The sequence below is a fragment of the Marinococcus sp. LNSP9103-4 genome, assembly GCF_056034345.1.
The window spans coordinates 31,413-45,189 of record NZ_JBQLIA010000002.1 but is presented as its reverse complement, the minus strand read 5'-3'; the positions used below and the strand labels follow the sequence as shown (position 1 = coordinate 45,189).

The window sequence follows — 13,777 nt, the reverse complement described above, 5'->3', positions numbered from 1 at the left end:
AATAAAAATACAAAAGACCGCTCCGGAGCGGTCTTTTGTTGATTACGCATATAGATGCTCAGTTATAGGTGACAAGCGGCTGGGTATCCCCTGCTTCGAATAGTTCTACCTCCCGGCGGAATTCTCCAAGCAGCTCTCTCGTTACGGGAGAGTCTCCGTATCCGGCTTCAAATGAGCCCTGAATGGATCGCACAGGCACAATTTCAATCGAAGTGCTCGTCATAAACATTTCGTCAGCCTCCTGGGCCTCCCCGATAGTAAACGGACGTTGTTCAACGGGAATATTCAGCTGCTTTGCAAGCTGAAGCACATAGCGTTTAGTGATACCTTCGAGAATATAATTGCTCTGCGGATGGGTGATAATCGTTTCATCTTTAACAATAAAGGCGTTAGTGGAAGAGCCTTCCGTAATAACGTCTCCGCGGTGCTGGAGGGCCTCTGCGCAGTGGTGGTCCTCTGCGGCTCGTTTGGCAAGGACGTTTCCGAGCAGGTTAATGGTCTTTATGTCACAGCGAAGCCAGCGGATGTCTTCAGTGGCGTACACATCAATACCGTCGGACTGCTTAGCAAACGGCACCTCGGCCGCTTTTGTAAAACCGGTTAGTACAGGGGCATTGCCGCGTTCATACAAATGATCCCGGGCCTGGATTCCTCTGGTCAGCTGAAAGTAAATATAGCCCGTGGTAAGCCCGTTTTTATCAATCAACCGGCGGAGAAGCGATTTCATAGTATCGGGGGAATAGGGAACTGCCAGGTCAAGTTTAGAGGCACTGTCCTGAAAACGCTCAAGATGACCTTCCTGGAGGAATAATTTCCCGTTATATACCCGGATTACTTCATAAATACCGTCGCCGAAATAATAGCCGCGGTCGTCAAATGAAATAGCGGCTTCCTCTTTTGGGATGATGGATTCGTTATACATCACATAGCTCATGAATGCTGCCTCCTTCAATACTTTATATTGTACAAGATTGCAGATGCGAAAAAAAGAAAAGCCCTTCAAAAGGGAAAGAATTATTCAGAAAACAAAAAAGTTTCTTAGGGGCAATTTTGAAATATGGGTTAATAATAAGAAAAAGAAGGTTTGTTTTTTAGAAATAGTTTCGTTAAAATGAAGAAAGCCAATTTTTTTGTGTGACGGTTTTTATCATATTTATTGGAGGGTCTCGATGCCGACTCCTAGTATGGAAGATTATTTAGAGCGGATCTATCAACTGATTGAATCAAAAGGTTATGCGCGGGTCTCGGACATTGCAGAGACGCTCGAAGTGCATCCTTCCTCGGTAACAAAAATGGTCCAAAAACTCGATAAGATGGAATATCTGATTTATGAACGGTATCGGGGACTTGTGCTGACTTCAAAAGGAAATAAAATAGGGAAGCGTCTGGTTTACAGGCATGAGCTGCTTGAGAAGTTTTTACATATTATCGGTGTGGAAGAGGACAAAATATATGCCGATGTGGAAGGAATTGAACATCATCTCAGCTGGGATGCGATTGACCGTATTGGAGATGTTCTTCAGTATTTTGAAGAGGATGATGAACGTGTGCAGGCGCTGCGTGACATTCAGCGTTCGTATGAATAAAAAAGATCAGGCGTTTATTTTACGCCCGATCTTTTTTTCGGTTTTTGTTTCCCTGAATTACTTTCAGGTTTGCATCGTTTCGTCGTTTACTGGAGTTTTTAGCGGATTTTTTCTTCTGCTGCTTCTGGGCCTGTTTGAAATTTTTCGCCTGATTTCCTTTCGCTGCCCCAGGCCGTCCCGAAGCAGCATTAGAGCCGGCTTGGTATTGGTTCATCATCGCGCGCTTCATGATAACTTTTGTGAAAAGGAAATATAATCCAACAGCGATAGCTGCACCAATAACAAGATAGAGAAGCAGACCAAGCGGGTCTGTTACGAGCCGGTAACCCACCCCTAAAATGGCAAGTCCCAGCACAACAGTGGCAATGGGATTTTTCAGCGCTTGCTGCATGGAACACACCTCTCGTTTCGTTAAAATTTTCATGCGTTATCAGCGGGCAGGGACAGTTATATCGAAAATTAATCAAATAGTATAGTACATTAAATAGTAAAAATCAGAGATACCCTGATATCCTTCTTGCTAAATCAAACAGCTTCCTTGAGAAGATTTACTTCCATACCCGCTGGGTGAGGCGGTGAAACTTTCTGCAGAGGCATAAGGAGGTAGGGGGGATAGAGTGTTAATAGAAATAGTACTTAAATTTTACAATAAAGATTTGAAATGCGCTACTTTTAAACATTCTCTCACAGTAATATTAATATTCCCATATTCTAACGAAAATACACGTGATATATAAATGAAGCTCTCCACCCTCCTAATGCCTGTTTCCCTTCCGGGCGTTGTGTTACGATAAACAGGGAAGCAAAGTTAATCGAAAAAGAGGTGTCGGTAATGCACGAAATCACAGCACGTATTCGGGAAGACCTTGAACATAAAAAGCTCGACGCTCTAGTGATACAAAGCCCTTATAATCGCCGTTATGTGAGTGGTTTTACCGGTTCGGCCGGTACGCTGGTTATCACAAAAAAATCGGCCCGGCTGATTACGGATTTTCGTTATGTGGAGCAGGCTAACGATGAAGCCCTTGATTTCGAGGTGGTGGAGCAGAAAGGCTTGGCATGGGATATGGTCGAAGAGATCGCCCAGAGTGAAGAAGTGACCTCCATCGGATTTGAAAAGCAGCATGTAACCTATGCACAGTTTGAAGATATGAGAGAAAAATTAAGCGGATCCCTTTCTCCGGTATCGGGAATCGTGGAAAAGCAGCGGGCGTACAAATCTAAAGAAGAAGTGGAAAAGCTGCAGACAGCGGTCAATATTGCTGAGGATGCGTTTGAACACATTAAATCGATCATTGCCCCGAACATGACCGAGCTTGATGTAAGTAACGAGCTGGAATTTTACATGAGAAAAAACGGGGCAGCGGGATCTTCATTTGATATTATCGTTGCTTCAGGCTGGAGAGGCGCTCTTCCTCACGGTATCGCTTCCGATAAAGTGATAGAGGATGGGGAGCTGGTGACGCTTGATTTTGGGGCTTATGTGGACGGATACTGCTCGGACATTACAAGAACCCTCGCTGTCGGTGAACCCAATGACGACCTGAAAAAAATATATCAAACCGTATATGAAGCCCAGGTGAAGGCCGTGGAGCAGATTGGGCCGGGAATGACCGGAAAAGAAGCAGATGCGATCGCGCGGGAGCATATTAATAAAGAAGGTTTCGGCGAGCGCTTTGGCCACAGTCTCGGGCATGGACTCGGTATGGAAGTGCATGAACAGCCGGGCGTTTCCCCGAAAAGCGATGTGCAGCTCGAGCCGGGCATGGTGATTACCATTGAACCGGGGATTTATGTACCGGAGCTTGGCGGCGTTCGAATAGAAGACGACGTTCTTATTACCGAAACAGGCATCCGGAAGCTCAGCTACTCCGCAAAAGAGCTGACGATTGTCGGCAATTAACCGGGAGTGCGTATAAAAAAACGCACAGCTGTGATATAGTAATAATCGATCAATTGAAGAGTGGAGGAACGTTTATGGTTTCAGTTAATGATTTTAAAACAGGACTCACCATCGAAACAGACGGCGATATCTGGACAGTGGTCGAATTCCAGCACGTAAAGCCTGGAAAAGGGGCAGCATTTGTCCGCTCCAAACTCCGCAGTCTGCGTACGGGTAACATTCAGGAAAAAACTTTCCGCGCGGGTGAAAAAGTGAATAATGCCCATATCGAACGCCGGAAAATGCAGTATTTGTATGCGAGCGGTGATGTGCATACATTTATGGATATGGAGACGTTTGACCAAATGGAATTGACGAGCGATCAGCTGAAGTATGAATTAAACTTTCTGAAAGAAAACATGGAAGTGTCCATCACCAGTTATGGGACTGAAACACTTGGTGTTGAAGTGCCTAACACGGTAGAGCTTGAAGTCAAAGAAACAGACCCAAGTATTAAAGGTAACACTCAGTCCGGAGGATCCAAGCCGGCAGTGGTAGAAACCGGCTATCGTCTGCAGGTCCCTATTTTCATTGAAGAAGGCGAGCGGATCGTGGTCGATACAAGGACCGGCTCATACGCCTCCCGTGCCTAAAAACTAACGGCCTGCCATTGGGGAGGCCGTTTTTTCTTGAACAAATAGACGCAGGTGGCTCCGGACCGGTGAAATTGCAGAATCACCGTGATATAATGGAATGGAATTTTGAGCGGTAATACGGAAAGAGAGGCTATTATATGGAATGGAATGATTTAACGGAAGGCGCAAAAGCGGTACTTGAACAGACCCGCAATATGAAAAGCGACCAAATACAGATCGTGGAATTTGAAATAGGGTTTGAGCACCAGTACGGAGAACCCGGCCATGAATATACGGTATCGATTCAGGAAGAAGATTACCAAAGCATTAAACAGTTTGCTGAAGAAAATGAGTACGGAGAAAAGTATCATATGGCCCGGAATAAGGATATTGTCAAATTGATTCTGCTTGAAAAAGGAAAAATTCCTGATAATCTTTCTGAGTATCCCGTATTCCGCCAATATAAATACGAATATGTACAAAAGCAGAAAGAAGCGGAAGAAAAAGAAAGAGCAGAAGCAGAGGCGGAGCAGGACGAATAAAATCATGCTGCATAGAAAGCGGGGAGCGCTGTGAGCGAATACACGCTGCTTACGATAGGCGAAGAAAAAGAAAGCCTGGGAAATATTGAGATCGCCCGGGACGTGATTGAAGTAGTGGCAAGCATTGCCGCGCTCGAAGTCGAAGGGGTATACGACCTGCAGGGCAGCATCGCAGATGATGTAGCAGAGCGTCTCGGCCGGAAATCATACGGCAAAGGTGTGAAGATAGACTTGACTGAAAGCGGGGCGGTGGTAACGATCAGCATGCTGATTCATTACGGAAGCTCTGTGCCCGTTACGGCTAAGCAGGTACAGGAAAACATTCAGCAGACCGTACGGGGCATGACAGATATTCACATCGATGCGGTGAACGTACACATTATCGGCCTGCAGTTCCCTGAAGAAGAGCAGCCGTTACAGGAACAGGAAAAATGAACAGGGGGGCTCTCCCGCAACCGTTTTTCGGGGCAGCCGTCCTTCTTTCATTTACGAATACGGCTCCGGGTACATAGGAGAAAAGGAGAACACGAAATGAATCGACGTTTAGCCAGGCTTCGGTCCGTACAGGCACTGTACCAGATGGATATTACAGATGTTGATGCAGACCAGGCAATAAAAAATTCCATGCTCGAGGATGAAGAAGCAGATGAATTTCTGATTTCTGCGGTGCATGGCGTATGGGAACACCTAGTAGAAATTGATGAACGGCTCGTAGATCAGCTTGAACACTGGACTCTTGAACGGGTTGGGAACGTGGACCGGGCTATTTTAAGAGAGTGCGTTCATGAGATGTTATATGTACCTGATATTCCACTGCATGTCAGCGTCAATGAAGCCATTGAACTGGCCAAAGCATTCGGTGGTGTAGAGGCAGGGAAATTTGTCAACGGCGTGTTGTCGAATATTTTAAGCGATTGTGAGCGTGAAGGGAGAGAGAGCGAATGAGTGCCCAACTGATCAGCGGCAAAGAAGTAGCAGCTTCATTGCGTGAGGAAATCAAGCAGGAGGTCGCCTCCTGGAATAACGGAGAGCAAATACCGGGGCTTGCCGTGGTTTTAGTAGGAGATAATCCGGCTTCGAGGTCGTACGTCAAAGGAAAGCAGAAGGCGTCTAAAGAAGTCGGTATCCATTCAGAATTAAAAGAACTGCCGGAATCGGTTACTGAAGAAGAACTTTTGCAGGTTGTAAAGGATTATAACGACAATGAAGATATCCACGGAATTTTGGTGCAGCTGCCGCTGCCGGATCACATTTCGGATAAAAAAGTAATTGAAACCATTTCGCCTGATAAAGATGTAGATGGGTTTCATCCCATTAACATCGGCCGGATGATGACCGGCCAGGAGGCGTTTCTTCCCTGTACTCCATACGGCATTATTAAAATGCTTGAATACACCGGGGTTTCAATTGAAGGCAAACACGCTGTCGTTCTCGGACGAAGCAATATCGTCGGTAAACCGATGGGTCAGCTGCTTTTAAATAAAAATGCTACGGTTACCCACTGCCATTCACGCACGAAAGACCTGGAGTCCTACATGCAGTCGGCAGATATTTTGATTGCGGCCATCGGCCGGCAGGAGTTCGTTAAAGGAAAAGATGTTAAACCGGGAGCTGTCGTGATAGACGTCGGGATGAACCGTAAGGAGGACGGTAAGCTTTGCGGAGACGTTGATTTTAAAGAAGTGAGCGAGAAAGCCTCATACCTCACGCCGGTACCGGGAGGCGTCGGTCCGATGACGATTACGATGCTCCTCTACAACACACTGCAATCTGCTAAACGTTTTCACCGGCAGGAGGCATAAGGCCATGCAGTCACCTGCAGATAAATGGCTCTCCGTTTCCCAGCTGACGGGTGCGATCAAGCGTTCTATCGAACAGAACCCAGGGCTGCAGAAAGTATGGCTCCGCGGAGAAATCTCAAACTTTAAAAAGCACAGCAGGGGTCACATGTATTTCACCCTGAAGGACGAGCAGGCGAGAATATCGGCGGTTATGTTTGCCGGAAAAAACAAAAATCTTTCTTTTATTCCGGAAAACGGCATGAAGGTTCTCGTAACAGGCAGCGTCTCTGTGTATGAGCCTTTCGGGCAGTACCAGATGTATGTGAACGCGATGGAGCCGGATGGGATCGGACAGCTGTACGTGCGCTTTGAACAGCTGAAAAAACAGCTGGAGGCCGAAGGGCTGTTTGCACCGGAGCATAAGCGTTCTCTCCCACCCATCCCAAGGCATATTGTCGTAATCACGTCGCCGACCGGTGCAGCCATACGGGATATTGTATCCACCCTGAAGCGACGTTTTCCCCCGGTGAAAATCACATTGTTCCCTGTGCTGGTGCAGGGGGAACAGGCGCCGGGATCGATCACCCGGGCTCTTGAGAGAGTCGAAAAAATGACCAGCGCAGATGTAGTCATCGTTGGACGCGGAGGCGGCTCTATCGAAGACCTGTGGGCGTTTAATGAAGAAGTGGTGGCACGAGCCATCCGGAACGTAAGCGTGCCGGTGATTTCCGCTGTGGGACACGAAACAGATGTTACGATTGCCGACTTTACTGCGGATGTGCGGGCAGCGACGCCAACAGCGGCTGCTGAGATAGCTGTCCCGATGATCAGTGAACTCGAGGAAAAAGTCCGGCAACTGCAGAATCGCCTGCACCGGCAGATGAATTATAAAATACAGGAGCAGCGCACCCGGCTTGCCAAGCTCCGTCGCTCGTATGCATTTAAATACCCGGCCCGCCTGTTTGAGCAAAAAGAACAGGATCTTGACCGGATGATGGAAAGGCTTGAAAAGCAGGCGCTGCAGACGATAAAAACAAGCAGGCAGAAGCTTGAAGAAACAGAAAAGCGGCTTATGCGCCAGCACCCCGAGCGCTTAATCGAACTTGAACGCGAGCGGATGCACGAAAAGCGGGCCCGGCTGCAAAAAGCGATGAATCAGCAGGTGGAGCGGAAAAAAGCCACTTTTGCAAAATCACTGCAGGCGCTTGAGCTGCTGAATCCGCTGGCTATTTTACAGCGCGGCTACAATGTTGCTTACGACGAAAATGATAAGGTGCTGTCTTCGATTGCCCAGGCAGAAGAAGGAAGCAGCCTGCGGATGTATATGACGGATGGGTATCTGCAATGTGAAGTTAAAGAAAAAGGGGAAGATGGCTTTGAGGCACTTTCCCGTCCGGAAAAGGAGCGGTAATCTTGGCAGAACAAGAACAAACTTTTGAACAGGCGATGGAAAAGCTCGAGCAGATCGTAGAACGGCTCGAGGAAGGCGAAGTGCCTCTGGAAAAAGCGATCACGATGTATCAGGAGGGCATGACGCTTTCCAACACGTGTCATGAAAAGCTGCAGAAGGTTGAAAAGCAGATGGACGAAATTGTGGATGAGAACGGAGAGGTAACACCGCTTGAAAACGAGGAACCGGGCGAATGAGTGCAGATCTCCAGCATTTTTTCGATACATACCGGCCGTCTGTCGACCGGGCTCTGACTGACCGGGTACGTGCATTAAAAACGCCGGAGACGCTGAAAGAAGCGATGCTTTATTCTCTCGAAGCAGGAGGGAAACGTGTGCGTCCGCTGCTTTCACTGGCTGTGCTGCAATGCTACCGCCCGGTGGAAGAAGAGGATCTTCCGGCCGCGTCTGCCGTAGAGCTGATTCATACGTATTCGCTCGTCCATGATGATCTGCCGTCGATGGACGATGATGACTGGCGCCGGGGACAGCCGACGAATCATAAAAAATTCGGGGAAGCCGCGGCCATTTTAGCGGGTGATGCTCTGCAGACGACAGCCTTTTCCTGGATTGTGGAAGCCGGCCGGCCGGCTTCTGCCGCTGCCAGACTGCAGCTGGTACAGGAGCTGGCTGAGGCCTCCGGAAGCGAAGGCATGGTTGGCGGTCAGATGGCCGACCTCGAAGGGGAAAGGCAGTCTCTCACCCTGGAGGAGCTCGAATACATTCATCATCATAAAACGGGAGATCTGCTGACCTACGCAGCAGTTTCCGGATCGCTTATAGCAGAAGCTGCAGACGAAGATGTGGAAAACTTGCGTGCATTTGGCCGGGAACTCGGTCTCGTTTTTCAAATTAAGGATGACATTCTGGATGTAGAGGGCTCTCTCGAGGAAATGGGAAAGTCCTCTGGAAGCGATGAAACGAAAGAAAAAAGCACGTATCCAAAGCTGCTGACGCTTGAAGGGGCAAAAGAGAAACTTGCCCATCATATTGAACAGGCGGAAAAGCTGCTCGGGCGCATGACGGTAGACACGTCCCTTTTAACAGCATTTCTCCAATATGTTGGTCAGCGTAATCACTAAAGCAGAACGAATTAGTTTTCAGGACAGAAAAACCATGCTAAAATAACTTTGAAAAGTTGAATGGTGCAGTATCCTAGTCGGTTCTCCATTTTCGAAGGCGGGCCTAAAAATCCGCTGAAGGGCACATCGATGAAGTTCCTGGCGTCGGCTTGCGGCGCCCAGCCCTGGGTCGGTGCTGGGAGTTAAGGCGTAAGGGCGATCCACAATGGCATGTGGGCGCGAACCCTTTCGCCGTGGAGGCTGCGGTTATGCATCCGGGTCATCCTGGAAGACGGATACCGTCCCGGACGCATGCCGCGGTAAGACCTGTTGCAAGGGCCAAGGGAAGGCCTTTCGACAGCGTAGCCTGCCTTGAGTGGAACAGTGGGGAGGTTGTTCAATTGGTATCATACCGGTCGGCCAACTGGTATGGGACCCAACAACTGAAACTTGTTCTGCAAAAGAGGATAAGAAAGTGGCACGGAACTGCCGGGGAAAACCCCTAGGCTGTTTGACGCACGTCCGGAGTGGATTGCAGTGTGGTCTGAGTGGTAATTCAGTCGAACTGCCGGTGACGGCGTTCACCAGGCATTAAAGGGAAACCACCGATTCGGCGACGAATTGGCTGCCTGGTGGGAAATCCTACTGGACCTAAGCCACAAGGTTTACGCTCCGGGCGACCATTCAACTTTATACATAAGTAGTTGAAGAAGCGCTGACAGGCGCTTTTTTCTTTTACGTGAGTGTTTGAGGGGAAAGCAGAGAAAAGCTTAAATGTATGTTATTTAGGGTATAAACAATCAGGCCAGAGCACAAAATGATATTAAAAGAATGAGATGTACGTTATGATAAAAACAAAGAATTTGGTGATAAGTGAAGATGAATAGTTTATGGAAAAAATCACTCCGGTGGAGTACGTTAATTGGGTTTGTTACCCTGATACTTGCAGCAATCTTCTCAGTAGTCTCGACAGCAGTGCTTTCGGGGGTTGGCTGGGCGATTGGCATGGTAGTCGTGCTTATCATCGTATTTACCGGTGTCATCTTTGATGTGATCGGCGTAGCTGCCACCGCGGCAAAGCCGAGACCGTTCAATGCAATGGCCGCTAAAAAAGTTCCCGGGGCCTCCCACAGTGTTTTTATTCAGCGGAACGCCGACCGGGTTGCGAACTTTTGTGCCGACGTGATCGGCGATATCAGCGGGGTTGTAAGCGGGACGGCCAGCTCGGCAGTTGTTGTGCAGCTTGGTATGACCATTGGCACAAATAACAGCTCCAACGGCCAGCTGGTTCTAAGTACTATATTCACCGCTGTCGTGGCAGCGCTCACAGTCAGCGGGAAAGCACTTGGGAAAACACTAGCGATTACGTATGCGAATAATATTGTTTTTCAGGTCGGAAGAGTCTTGTATTTTATTGAAAATAAGTTAAAAATTAAGCTGATTCCAAAGAAAAGAAGATGGAAATCATCAACAGAAAAACATAGCAGGTAGGGGGATTTAAATGAACCTGGAAACGATCCAAGACCCTGGATTCATGAAGGAATACAATGATAAAGAGCTAAAAGCACTCGGGGAAGACATACGGGCTTTTCTGATTGAAAAATTATCCGTTACCGGCGGCCATCTCGGTCCCAATCTCGGAGTAGTGGAATTAACGCTCACCCTGCATCAGCTGTACAACACGCCAAAAGACAAACTCATCTGGGACGTCGGGCACCAGTCCTACGTGCACAAAATTTTAACTGGACGCGCGGATCGCTTTGATTCGCTGCGCCAGTACCAGGGACTTTGCGGCTTCCCTAAACGCTCAGAAAGTGAACATGACGTATGGGAGACCGGCCACAGCTCGACGTCGCTGTCTGCGGCAGAGGGAATGGCGCTTGCGAATCAGCTGAAGGGTGAAGATGCCAAAGTAGCAGCTATTATTGGTGATGGAGCCCTTACTGGCGGTATGGCTCTCGAAGCACTTAACCATATCGGGCATGAACAGACGGACGTTACTATTATTCTGAACGACAATGAGATGTCGATTTCTCCGAACGTAGGGGCACTCCACAGTATGCTCGGCCGTATTCGGACAGCCGGTACTTACCGCAGAACGAAAGAAGACGTCGACCATATGCTGCGCAGAATTCCTGCGTTCGGGTCGAAGCTTGCTTCCTATGCCGACCGGATGAAAGACAGCATGAAGCAGATGGTTCTGTCCGGCATGTTTTTTGAAGAGCTTGGATTTACGTATCTCGGTCCAGTGGATGGTCACGATCTCGATGACCTGCACGCTAACATTAAATATGCCAGAGACACTAACGGACCGGTGATTGTGCATGTACTCTCCAAAAAAGGCAAAGGCTACACACCGGCGGAGGAGGATGCCAAAGGAACGTGGCACGGTCTTGGGCCATATAAGATTGAATCCGGTGAAGTAATTAAAAAACCGGCAGCCGCGCCTGCCTACAGTGCCGTATTCAGCAATACCCTGCAAAAAATAGCAGAACAGGATTCGCGTCTGGTGGCCATAACAGCGGCTATGGCCGGCGGTACGAAGCTCGACACGTTTGCGGACAAATTCCCGGATCGCATGTTTGACGTAGGCATCGCCGAACAGCACGCTACGACGATGTCTGGAGCGCTTGCCACGCAGGGAATGAAGCCGGTGTTCGGCGTGTACTCCACGTTTTTGCAGCGGGGCTACGACCAGCTTGTTCATGACGTCTGCCGCCAGAATCTGAATGTGCTCTTTGGCATTGACCGTGCAGGACTGGTCGGCGCTGATGGAGAGACGCACCAGGGCGTGTTTGATATTGCATACCTGCGGCATTTACCGAATATGAAAATATTGATGCCGAAGGATGAAAATGAACTGCAGCATATGCTGTACTCGGCTTTCCATAATGACGATGGCCCGACAGCTGTCCGCTATCCGCGTGGTAACGGCCTCGGAGTGGAGATGGATGAAGAGTTTCAAATGATTCCTTATGGCAAATGGGAAATCGTCCGTGAAGGGACGGACTGTACGATCCTCTCGTTTGGAACAATGCTTCCAATCGTAGAGGAGGCAGCTGCTTTGTTAAGCAGTCAGGGCACAGATGTCCGTATCGTTAATGCCCGTTCAGCCAAGCCGCTTGATGATGAAATGCTCGAAGAATTAGCTGAAGAAGGTAAGCCGGTGCTGACAGTCGAAGAAGCAGCACTGAAGGGCAGCTTCGGAAGTGCCGTGCTTGAATATATGGCCGACCATGAGCATGACTCGCTTCCAATCCGCCGGATGGGCATTGCCGACTACTATGTAGAGCATGGCAGTGTGCCGGAGCTTTATGAAGAACTGGGCCTCACGCCAGAGAAAGTAGCGGAAAAAGTGGCGGCGATGACCAGTAAAGAAAGAACAAATATCCGCGGATGAATAAAGAACGCATTGATACGCTGGTAGTGCAGAAGGGACTATTTGATTCCCGGGAAAAAGCTAAACGGGCAATTATGGCAGGTCTTGTACTGGCAGATGATGAAGTGGTGGACAAGCCCGGCGCAAAAATAAGTGATGAGGCAGCTTTACGCCTGAAGGGAAAGCAGATGCCCTACGTCAGCCGGGGCGGATTAAAGCTGGAAAAAGCTATTGAGTCTTTTCAGCTGGAGCTGCAGGACGCTGTGGTGCTCGATGTCGGAGCTTCTACCGGGGGCTTCACCGACTGCGCGCTGCAAAACGGGGCTTCTATGGTATATGCGTTGGATGTCGGCTACAATCAGCTCGCCTGGAAGCTTCGCCAGGACCCCCGGGTAGAGGTGATGGAAAGAGTGAATTTCAGGTACCTGGATAAAAGTCAGCTGACGCGCGGGCTTCCCGGGCTGCTGATCGCTGACGTATCCTTTATCTCTCTGGAAAAGCTTTTCCCGGTGATGCCGCAGGTGCTGGCCGCAGGTGCCGGCTTTTGCGTACTCATCAAGCCGCAGTTTGAAGCGGGACGGGAAAAGGTTGGCAGAAAAGGCATTGTCAGGGACCCCGCGGTGCACAGGGAGGTACTGAAAAAAACAATTCAGTCAGCCGAAAGCTATAACTTAGTGCCGGAAGCGCTCGATTTTTCACCGATTACCGGGGGAGACGGCAATATTGAATACCTGCTGTATGGTTCGGTATTAAGCGATAAGCCGTCTCCTCTTAGTGAAGAGCAAATAGAAGCTGTAGTCCGTGATGCACATGAATCATTCAAGAAAAAACTGGAACCTTCGTAAACGCCGATACCCTTCGGCGTTTTTTTTGTTTAACTCATGGTTTTGAAAGAATTTTTAAATCATGGCATGCTATTTACTCATAAACTTGTATAATTATAATGAAATAGTTATGATGAAAGTAGTTTTGCACGGGAGGTTTCGGGATGAATAAGGGACAAAGACATATAAAAATCAGGGAATTGATTTCAAATACAGACATAGAAACGCAGGATGATTTAGTAGCGAGACTCCGGGGGGACGGCTACAACGTAACCCAGGCGACGGTGTCACGGGATATTAAAGAGCTTCACCTTGTGAAGGTGCCGATGATTGATGGCAGATACAAGTACAGCCTGCCTGCCGATCAGCGCTTCAACCCTATGCAGAAATTAAAACGGGCGCTCGTGGACAGCTTTGTCGGCATTGACCATTCGGAGAATTTAATTGTCATGAAAACACTGCCGGGCAACGCCAATGCTGTAGGTGCACTCATTGATAATCTGGACTGGGAAAATATTATGGGAACCATTTGCGGGGATGATACGATTCTCATTATATGCAAGCAGAAGGAAAATTCGCCGGAGATTGTAAACCGATTTTTAGAAATGCTTTAACGCTAATTGGAAATGGGGTACAGA

The 13,777-nt window shown here is 48.5% G+C and carries 16 protein-coding genes; 14 read left to right on the top strand and 2 right to left on the bottom strand.

The genetic code is table 11. The features are described 5' to 3' along the window. Window positions 1-58 precede the first annotated feature (58 nt). Entirely contained in the window at window positions 59-934 is an 876-nt protein-coding gene (gene dat, locus ACTRXG_RS01650; RefSeq protein WP_474261833.1) for a D-amino-acid transaminase, read from the bottom strand. Window positions 935-1,169: 235 nt separating this feature from the next. Between dat and mntR the strand changes: the two genes are divergently transcribed. After that, window positions 1,170-1,586: a transcriptional regulator MntR gene (gene mntR, locus ACTRXG_RS01645; protein ID WP_322525818.1), complete on the top strand. Its 417-nt coding sequence runs from the start codon at window positions 1,170-1,172 to the stop codon at window positions 1,584-1,586. A gap of 19 nt (window positions 1,587-1,605) precedes the next feature. Here the strand turns inward: mntR and ACTRXG_RS01640 are convergent, their stop codons facing one another. After that, window positions 1,606-1,977: a hypothetical protein gene (locus ACTRXG_RS01640; RefSeq protein ID WP_022793589.1), complete on the bottom strand. Its 372-nt coding sequence runs from the start codon at window positions 1,975-1,977 to the stop codon at window positions 1,606-1,608. Between the two features lie 441 nt (window positions 1,978-2,418). Here ACTRXG_RS01640 and ACTRXG_RS01635 point away from each other — a divergent pair, with 441 nt between their 5' ends. The 13 genes from ACTRXG_RS01635 to ahrC all read left to right on the top strand — a co-directional run bounded on the left by ACTRXG_RS01635 (window position 2,419) and on the right by ahrC (window position 13,753). Further along, window positions 2,419-3,489, top strand: a complete 1,071-nt coding sequence (locus tag ACTRXG_RS01635) for a M24 family metallopeptidase (RefSeq protein ID WP_474283823.1) — start codon at window positions 2,419-2,421, stop codon at window positions 3,487-3,489. 74 nt (window positions 3,490-3,563) lie between these two features. Continuing rightward, a complete protein-coding gene (efp, locus tag ACTRXG_RS01630) occupies window positions 3,564-4,121 on the top strand; it encodes an elongation factor P (protein ID WP_474261836.1) in 558 nt (185 codons plus the stop codon). A 140-nt stretch (window positions 4,122-4,261) separates the two neighbouring features. Further along, window positions 4,262-4,645 carry a hypothetical protein gene (locus ACTRXG_RS01625; protein ID WP_322525822.1) on the top strand — a complete coding sequence of 128 codons (384 nt, stop codon included), beginning with the start codon at window positions 4,262-4,264 and terminating at the stop codon, window positions 4,643-4,645. 30 nt (window positions 4,646-4,675) lie between these two features. Next, entirely contained in the window at window positions 4,676-5,080 is a 405-nt protein-coding gene (locus ACTRXG_RS01620) for an Asp23/Gls24 family envelope stress response protein (protein WP_474261837.1), read from the top strand. Window positions 5,081-5,176: 96 nt separating this feature from the next. Beyond that, window positions 5,177-5,590, top strand: coding sequence for a transcription antitermination factor NusB (gene nusB, locus ACTRXG_RS01615; RefSeq protein WP_022793584.1), 414 nt, complete (start codon window positions 5,177-5,179; stop codon window positions 5,588-5,590). Continuing rightward, window positions 5,587-6,447 carry a bifunctional methylenetetrahydrofolate dehydrogenase/methenyltetrahydrofolate cyclohydrolase FolD gene (folD, locus tag ACTRXG_RS01610; protein WP_474282479.1) on the top strand — a complete coding sequence of 287 codons (861 nt, stop codon included), beginning with the start codon at window positions 5,587-5,589 and terminating at the stop codon, window positions 6,445-6,447. Before nusB ends, folD begins: the two co-directional genes overlap by 4 nt. 4 nt (window positions 6,448-6,451) lie before the next feature. Continuing rightward, on the top strand, window positions 6,452-7,837 hold the full coding sequence (gene xseA, locus ACTRXG_RS01605; RefSeq protein ID WP_474282481.1) for an exodeoxyribonuclease VII large subunit: 1,386 nt from the start codon (window positions 6,452-6,454) through the stop codon (window positions 7,835-7,837). Beyond that, complete coding sequence (gene xseB / locus ACTRXG_RS01600; protein ID WP_322525944.1) at window positions 7,837-8,073, top strand: exodeoxyribonuclease VII small subunit; 237 nt, start codon at window positions 7,837-7,839, stop codon at window positions 8,071-8,073. Before xseA ends, xseB begins: the two co-directional genes overlap by 1 nt. Then, window positions 8,070-8,957, top strand: a complete 888-nt coding sequence (locus tag ACTRXG_RS01595) for a polyprenyl synthetase family protein (protein ID WP_474283821.1) — start codon at window positions 8,070-8,072, stop codon at window positions 8,955-8,957. The genes xseB and ACTRXG_RS01595 overlap by 4 nt, the downstream gene beginning before the upstream one ends. A gap of 858 nt (window positions 8,958-9,815) precedes the next feature. After that, window positions 9,816-10,427 carry a hypothetical protein gene (locus ACTRXG_RS01590; protein ID WP_474261841.1) on the top strand — a complete coding sequence of 204 codons (612 nt, stop codon included), beginning with the start codon at window positions 9,816-9,818 and terminating at the stop codon, window positions 10,425-10,427. Between the two features lie 10 nt (window positions 10,428-10,437). Further along, entirely contained in the window at window positions 10,438-12,336 is a 1,899-nt protein-coding gene (gene dxs, locus ACTRXG_RS01585) for a 1-deoxy-D-xylulose-5-phosphate synthase (RefSeq protein ID WP_474261842.1), read from the top strand. Beyond that, window positions 12,333-13,160 carry a TlyA family RNA methyltransferase gene (locus ACTRXG_RS01580; protein ID WP_474261843.1) on the top strand — a complete coding sequence of 276 codons (828 nt, stop codon included), beginning with the start codon at window positions 12,333-12,335 and terminating at the stop codon, window positions 13,158-13,160. The genes dxs and ACTRXG_RS01580 overlap by 4 nt, the downstream gene beginning before the upstream one ends. Window positions 13,161-13,303: 143 nt before the next feature. Further along, window positions 13,304-13,753 (top strand): transcriptional regulator AhrC/ArgR, encoded by a 450-nt coding sequence (gene ahrC, locus ACTRXG_RS01575; protein WP_079476774.1) that lies wholly within the window; start codon window positions 13,304-13,306, stop codon window positions 13,751-13,753. Window positions 13,754-13,777 lie beyond the last annotated feature (24 nt).

Coding starts and splice junctions, on each gene's coding strand:
- dat (WP_474261833.1), bottom strand. CDS start 934: ATGAGCTATGTGATGTATAACGAATCCATCATCCCAAAAGAGGAAGCC.
- mntR (WP_322525818.1), top strand. CDS start 1,170: ATGCCGACTCCTAGTATGGAAGATTATTTAGAGCGGATCTATCAACTG.
- ACTRXG_RS01640 (WP_022793589.1), bottom strand. CDS start 1,977: ATGCAGCAAGCGCTGAAAAATCCCATTGCCACTGTTGTGCTGGGACTT.
- ACTRXG_RS01635 (WP_474283823.1), top strand. CDS start 2,419: ATGCACGAAATCACAGCACGTATTCGGGAAGACCTTGAACATAAAAAG.
- efp (WP_474261836.1), top strand. CDS start 3,564: ATGGTTTCAGTTAATGATTTTAAAACAGGACTCACCATCGAAACAGAC.
- ACTRXG_RS01625 (WP_322525822.1), top strand. CDS start 4,262: ATGGAATGGAATGATTTAACGGAAGGCGCAAAAGCGGTACTTGAACAG.
- nusB (WP_022793584.1), top strand. CDS start 5,177: ATGAATCGACGTTTAGCCAGGCTTCGGTCCGTACAGGCACTGTACCAG.
- folD (WP_474282479.1), top strand. CDS start 5,587: ATGAGTGCCCAACTGATCAGCGGCAAAGAAGTAGCAGCTTCATTGCGT.
- xseA (WP_474282481.1), top strand. CDS start 6,452: ATGCAGTCACCTGCAGATAAATGGCTCTCCGTTTCCCAGCTGACGGGT.
- ACTRXG_RS01595 (WP_474283821.1), top strand. CDS start 8,070: ATGAGTGCAGATCTCCAGCATTTTTTCGATACATACCGGCCGTCTGTC.
- ACTRXG_RS01590 (WP_474261841.1), top strand. CDS start 9,816: ATGAATAGTTTATGGAAAAAATCACTCCGGTGGAGTACGTTAATTGGG.
- dxs (WP_474261842.1), top strand. CDS start 10,438: ATGAACCTGGAAACGATCCAAGACCCTGGATTCATGAAGGAATACAAT.
- ACTRXG_RS01580 (WP_474261843.1), top strand. CDS start 12,333: ATGAATAAAGAACGCATTGATACGCTGGTAGTGCAGAAGGGACTATTT.
- ahrC (WP_079476774.1), top strand. CDS start 13,304: ATGAATAAGGGACAAAGACATATAAAAATCAGGGAATTGATTTCAAAT.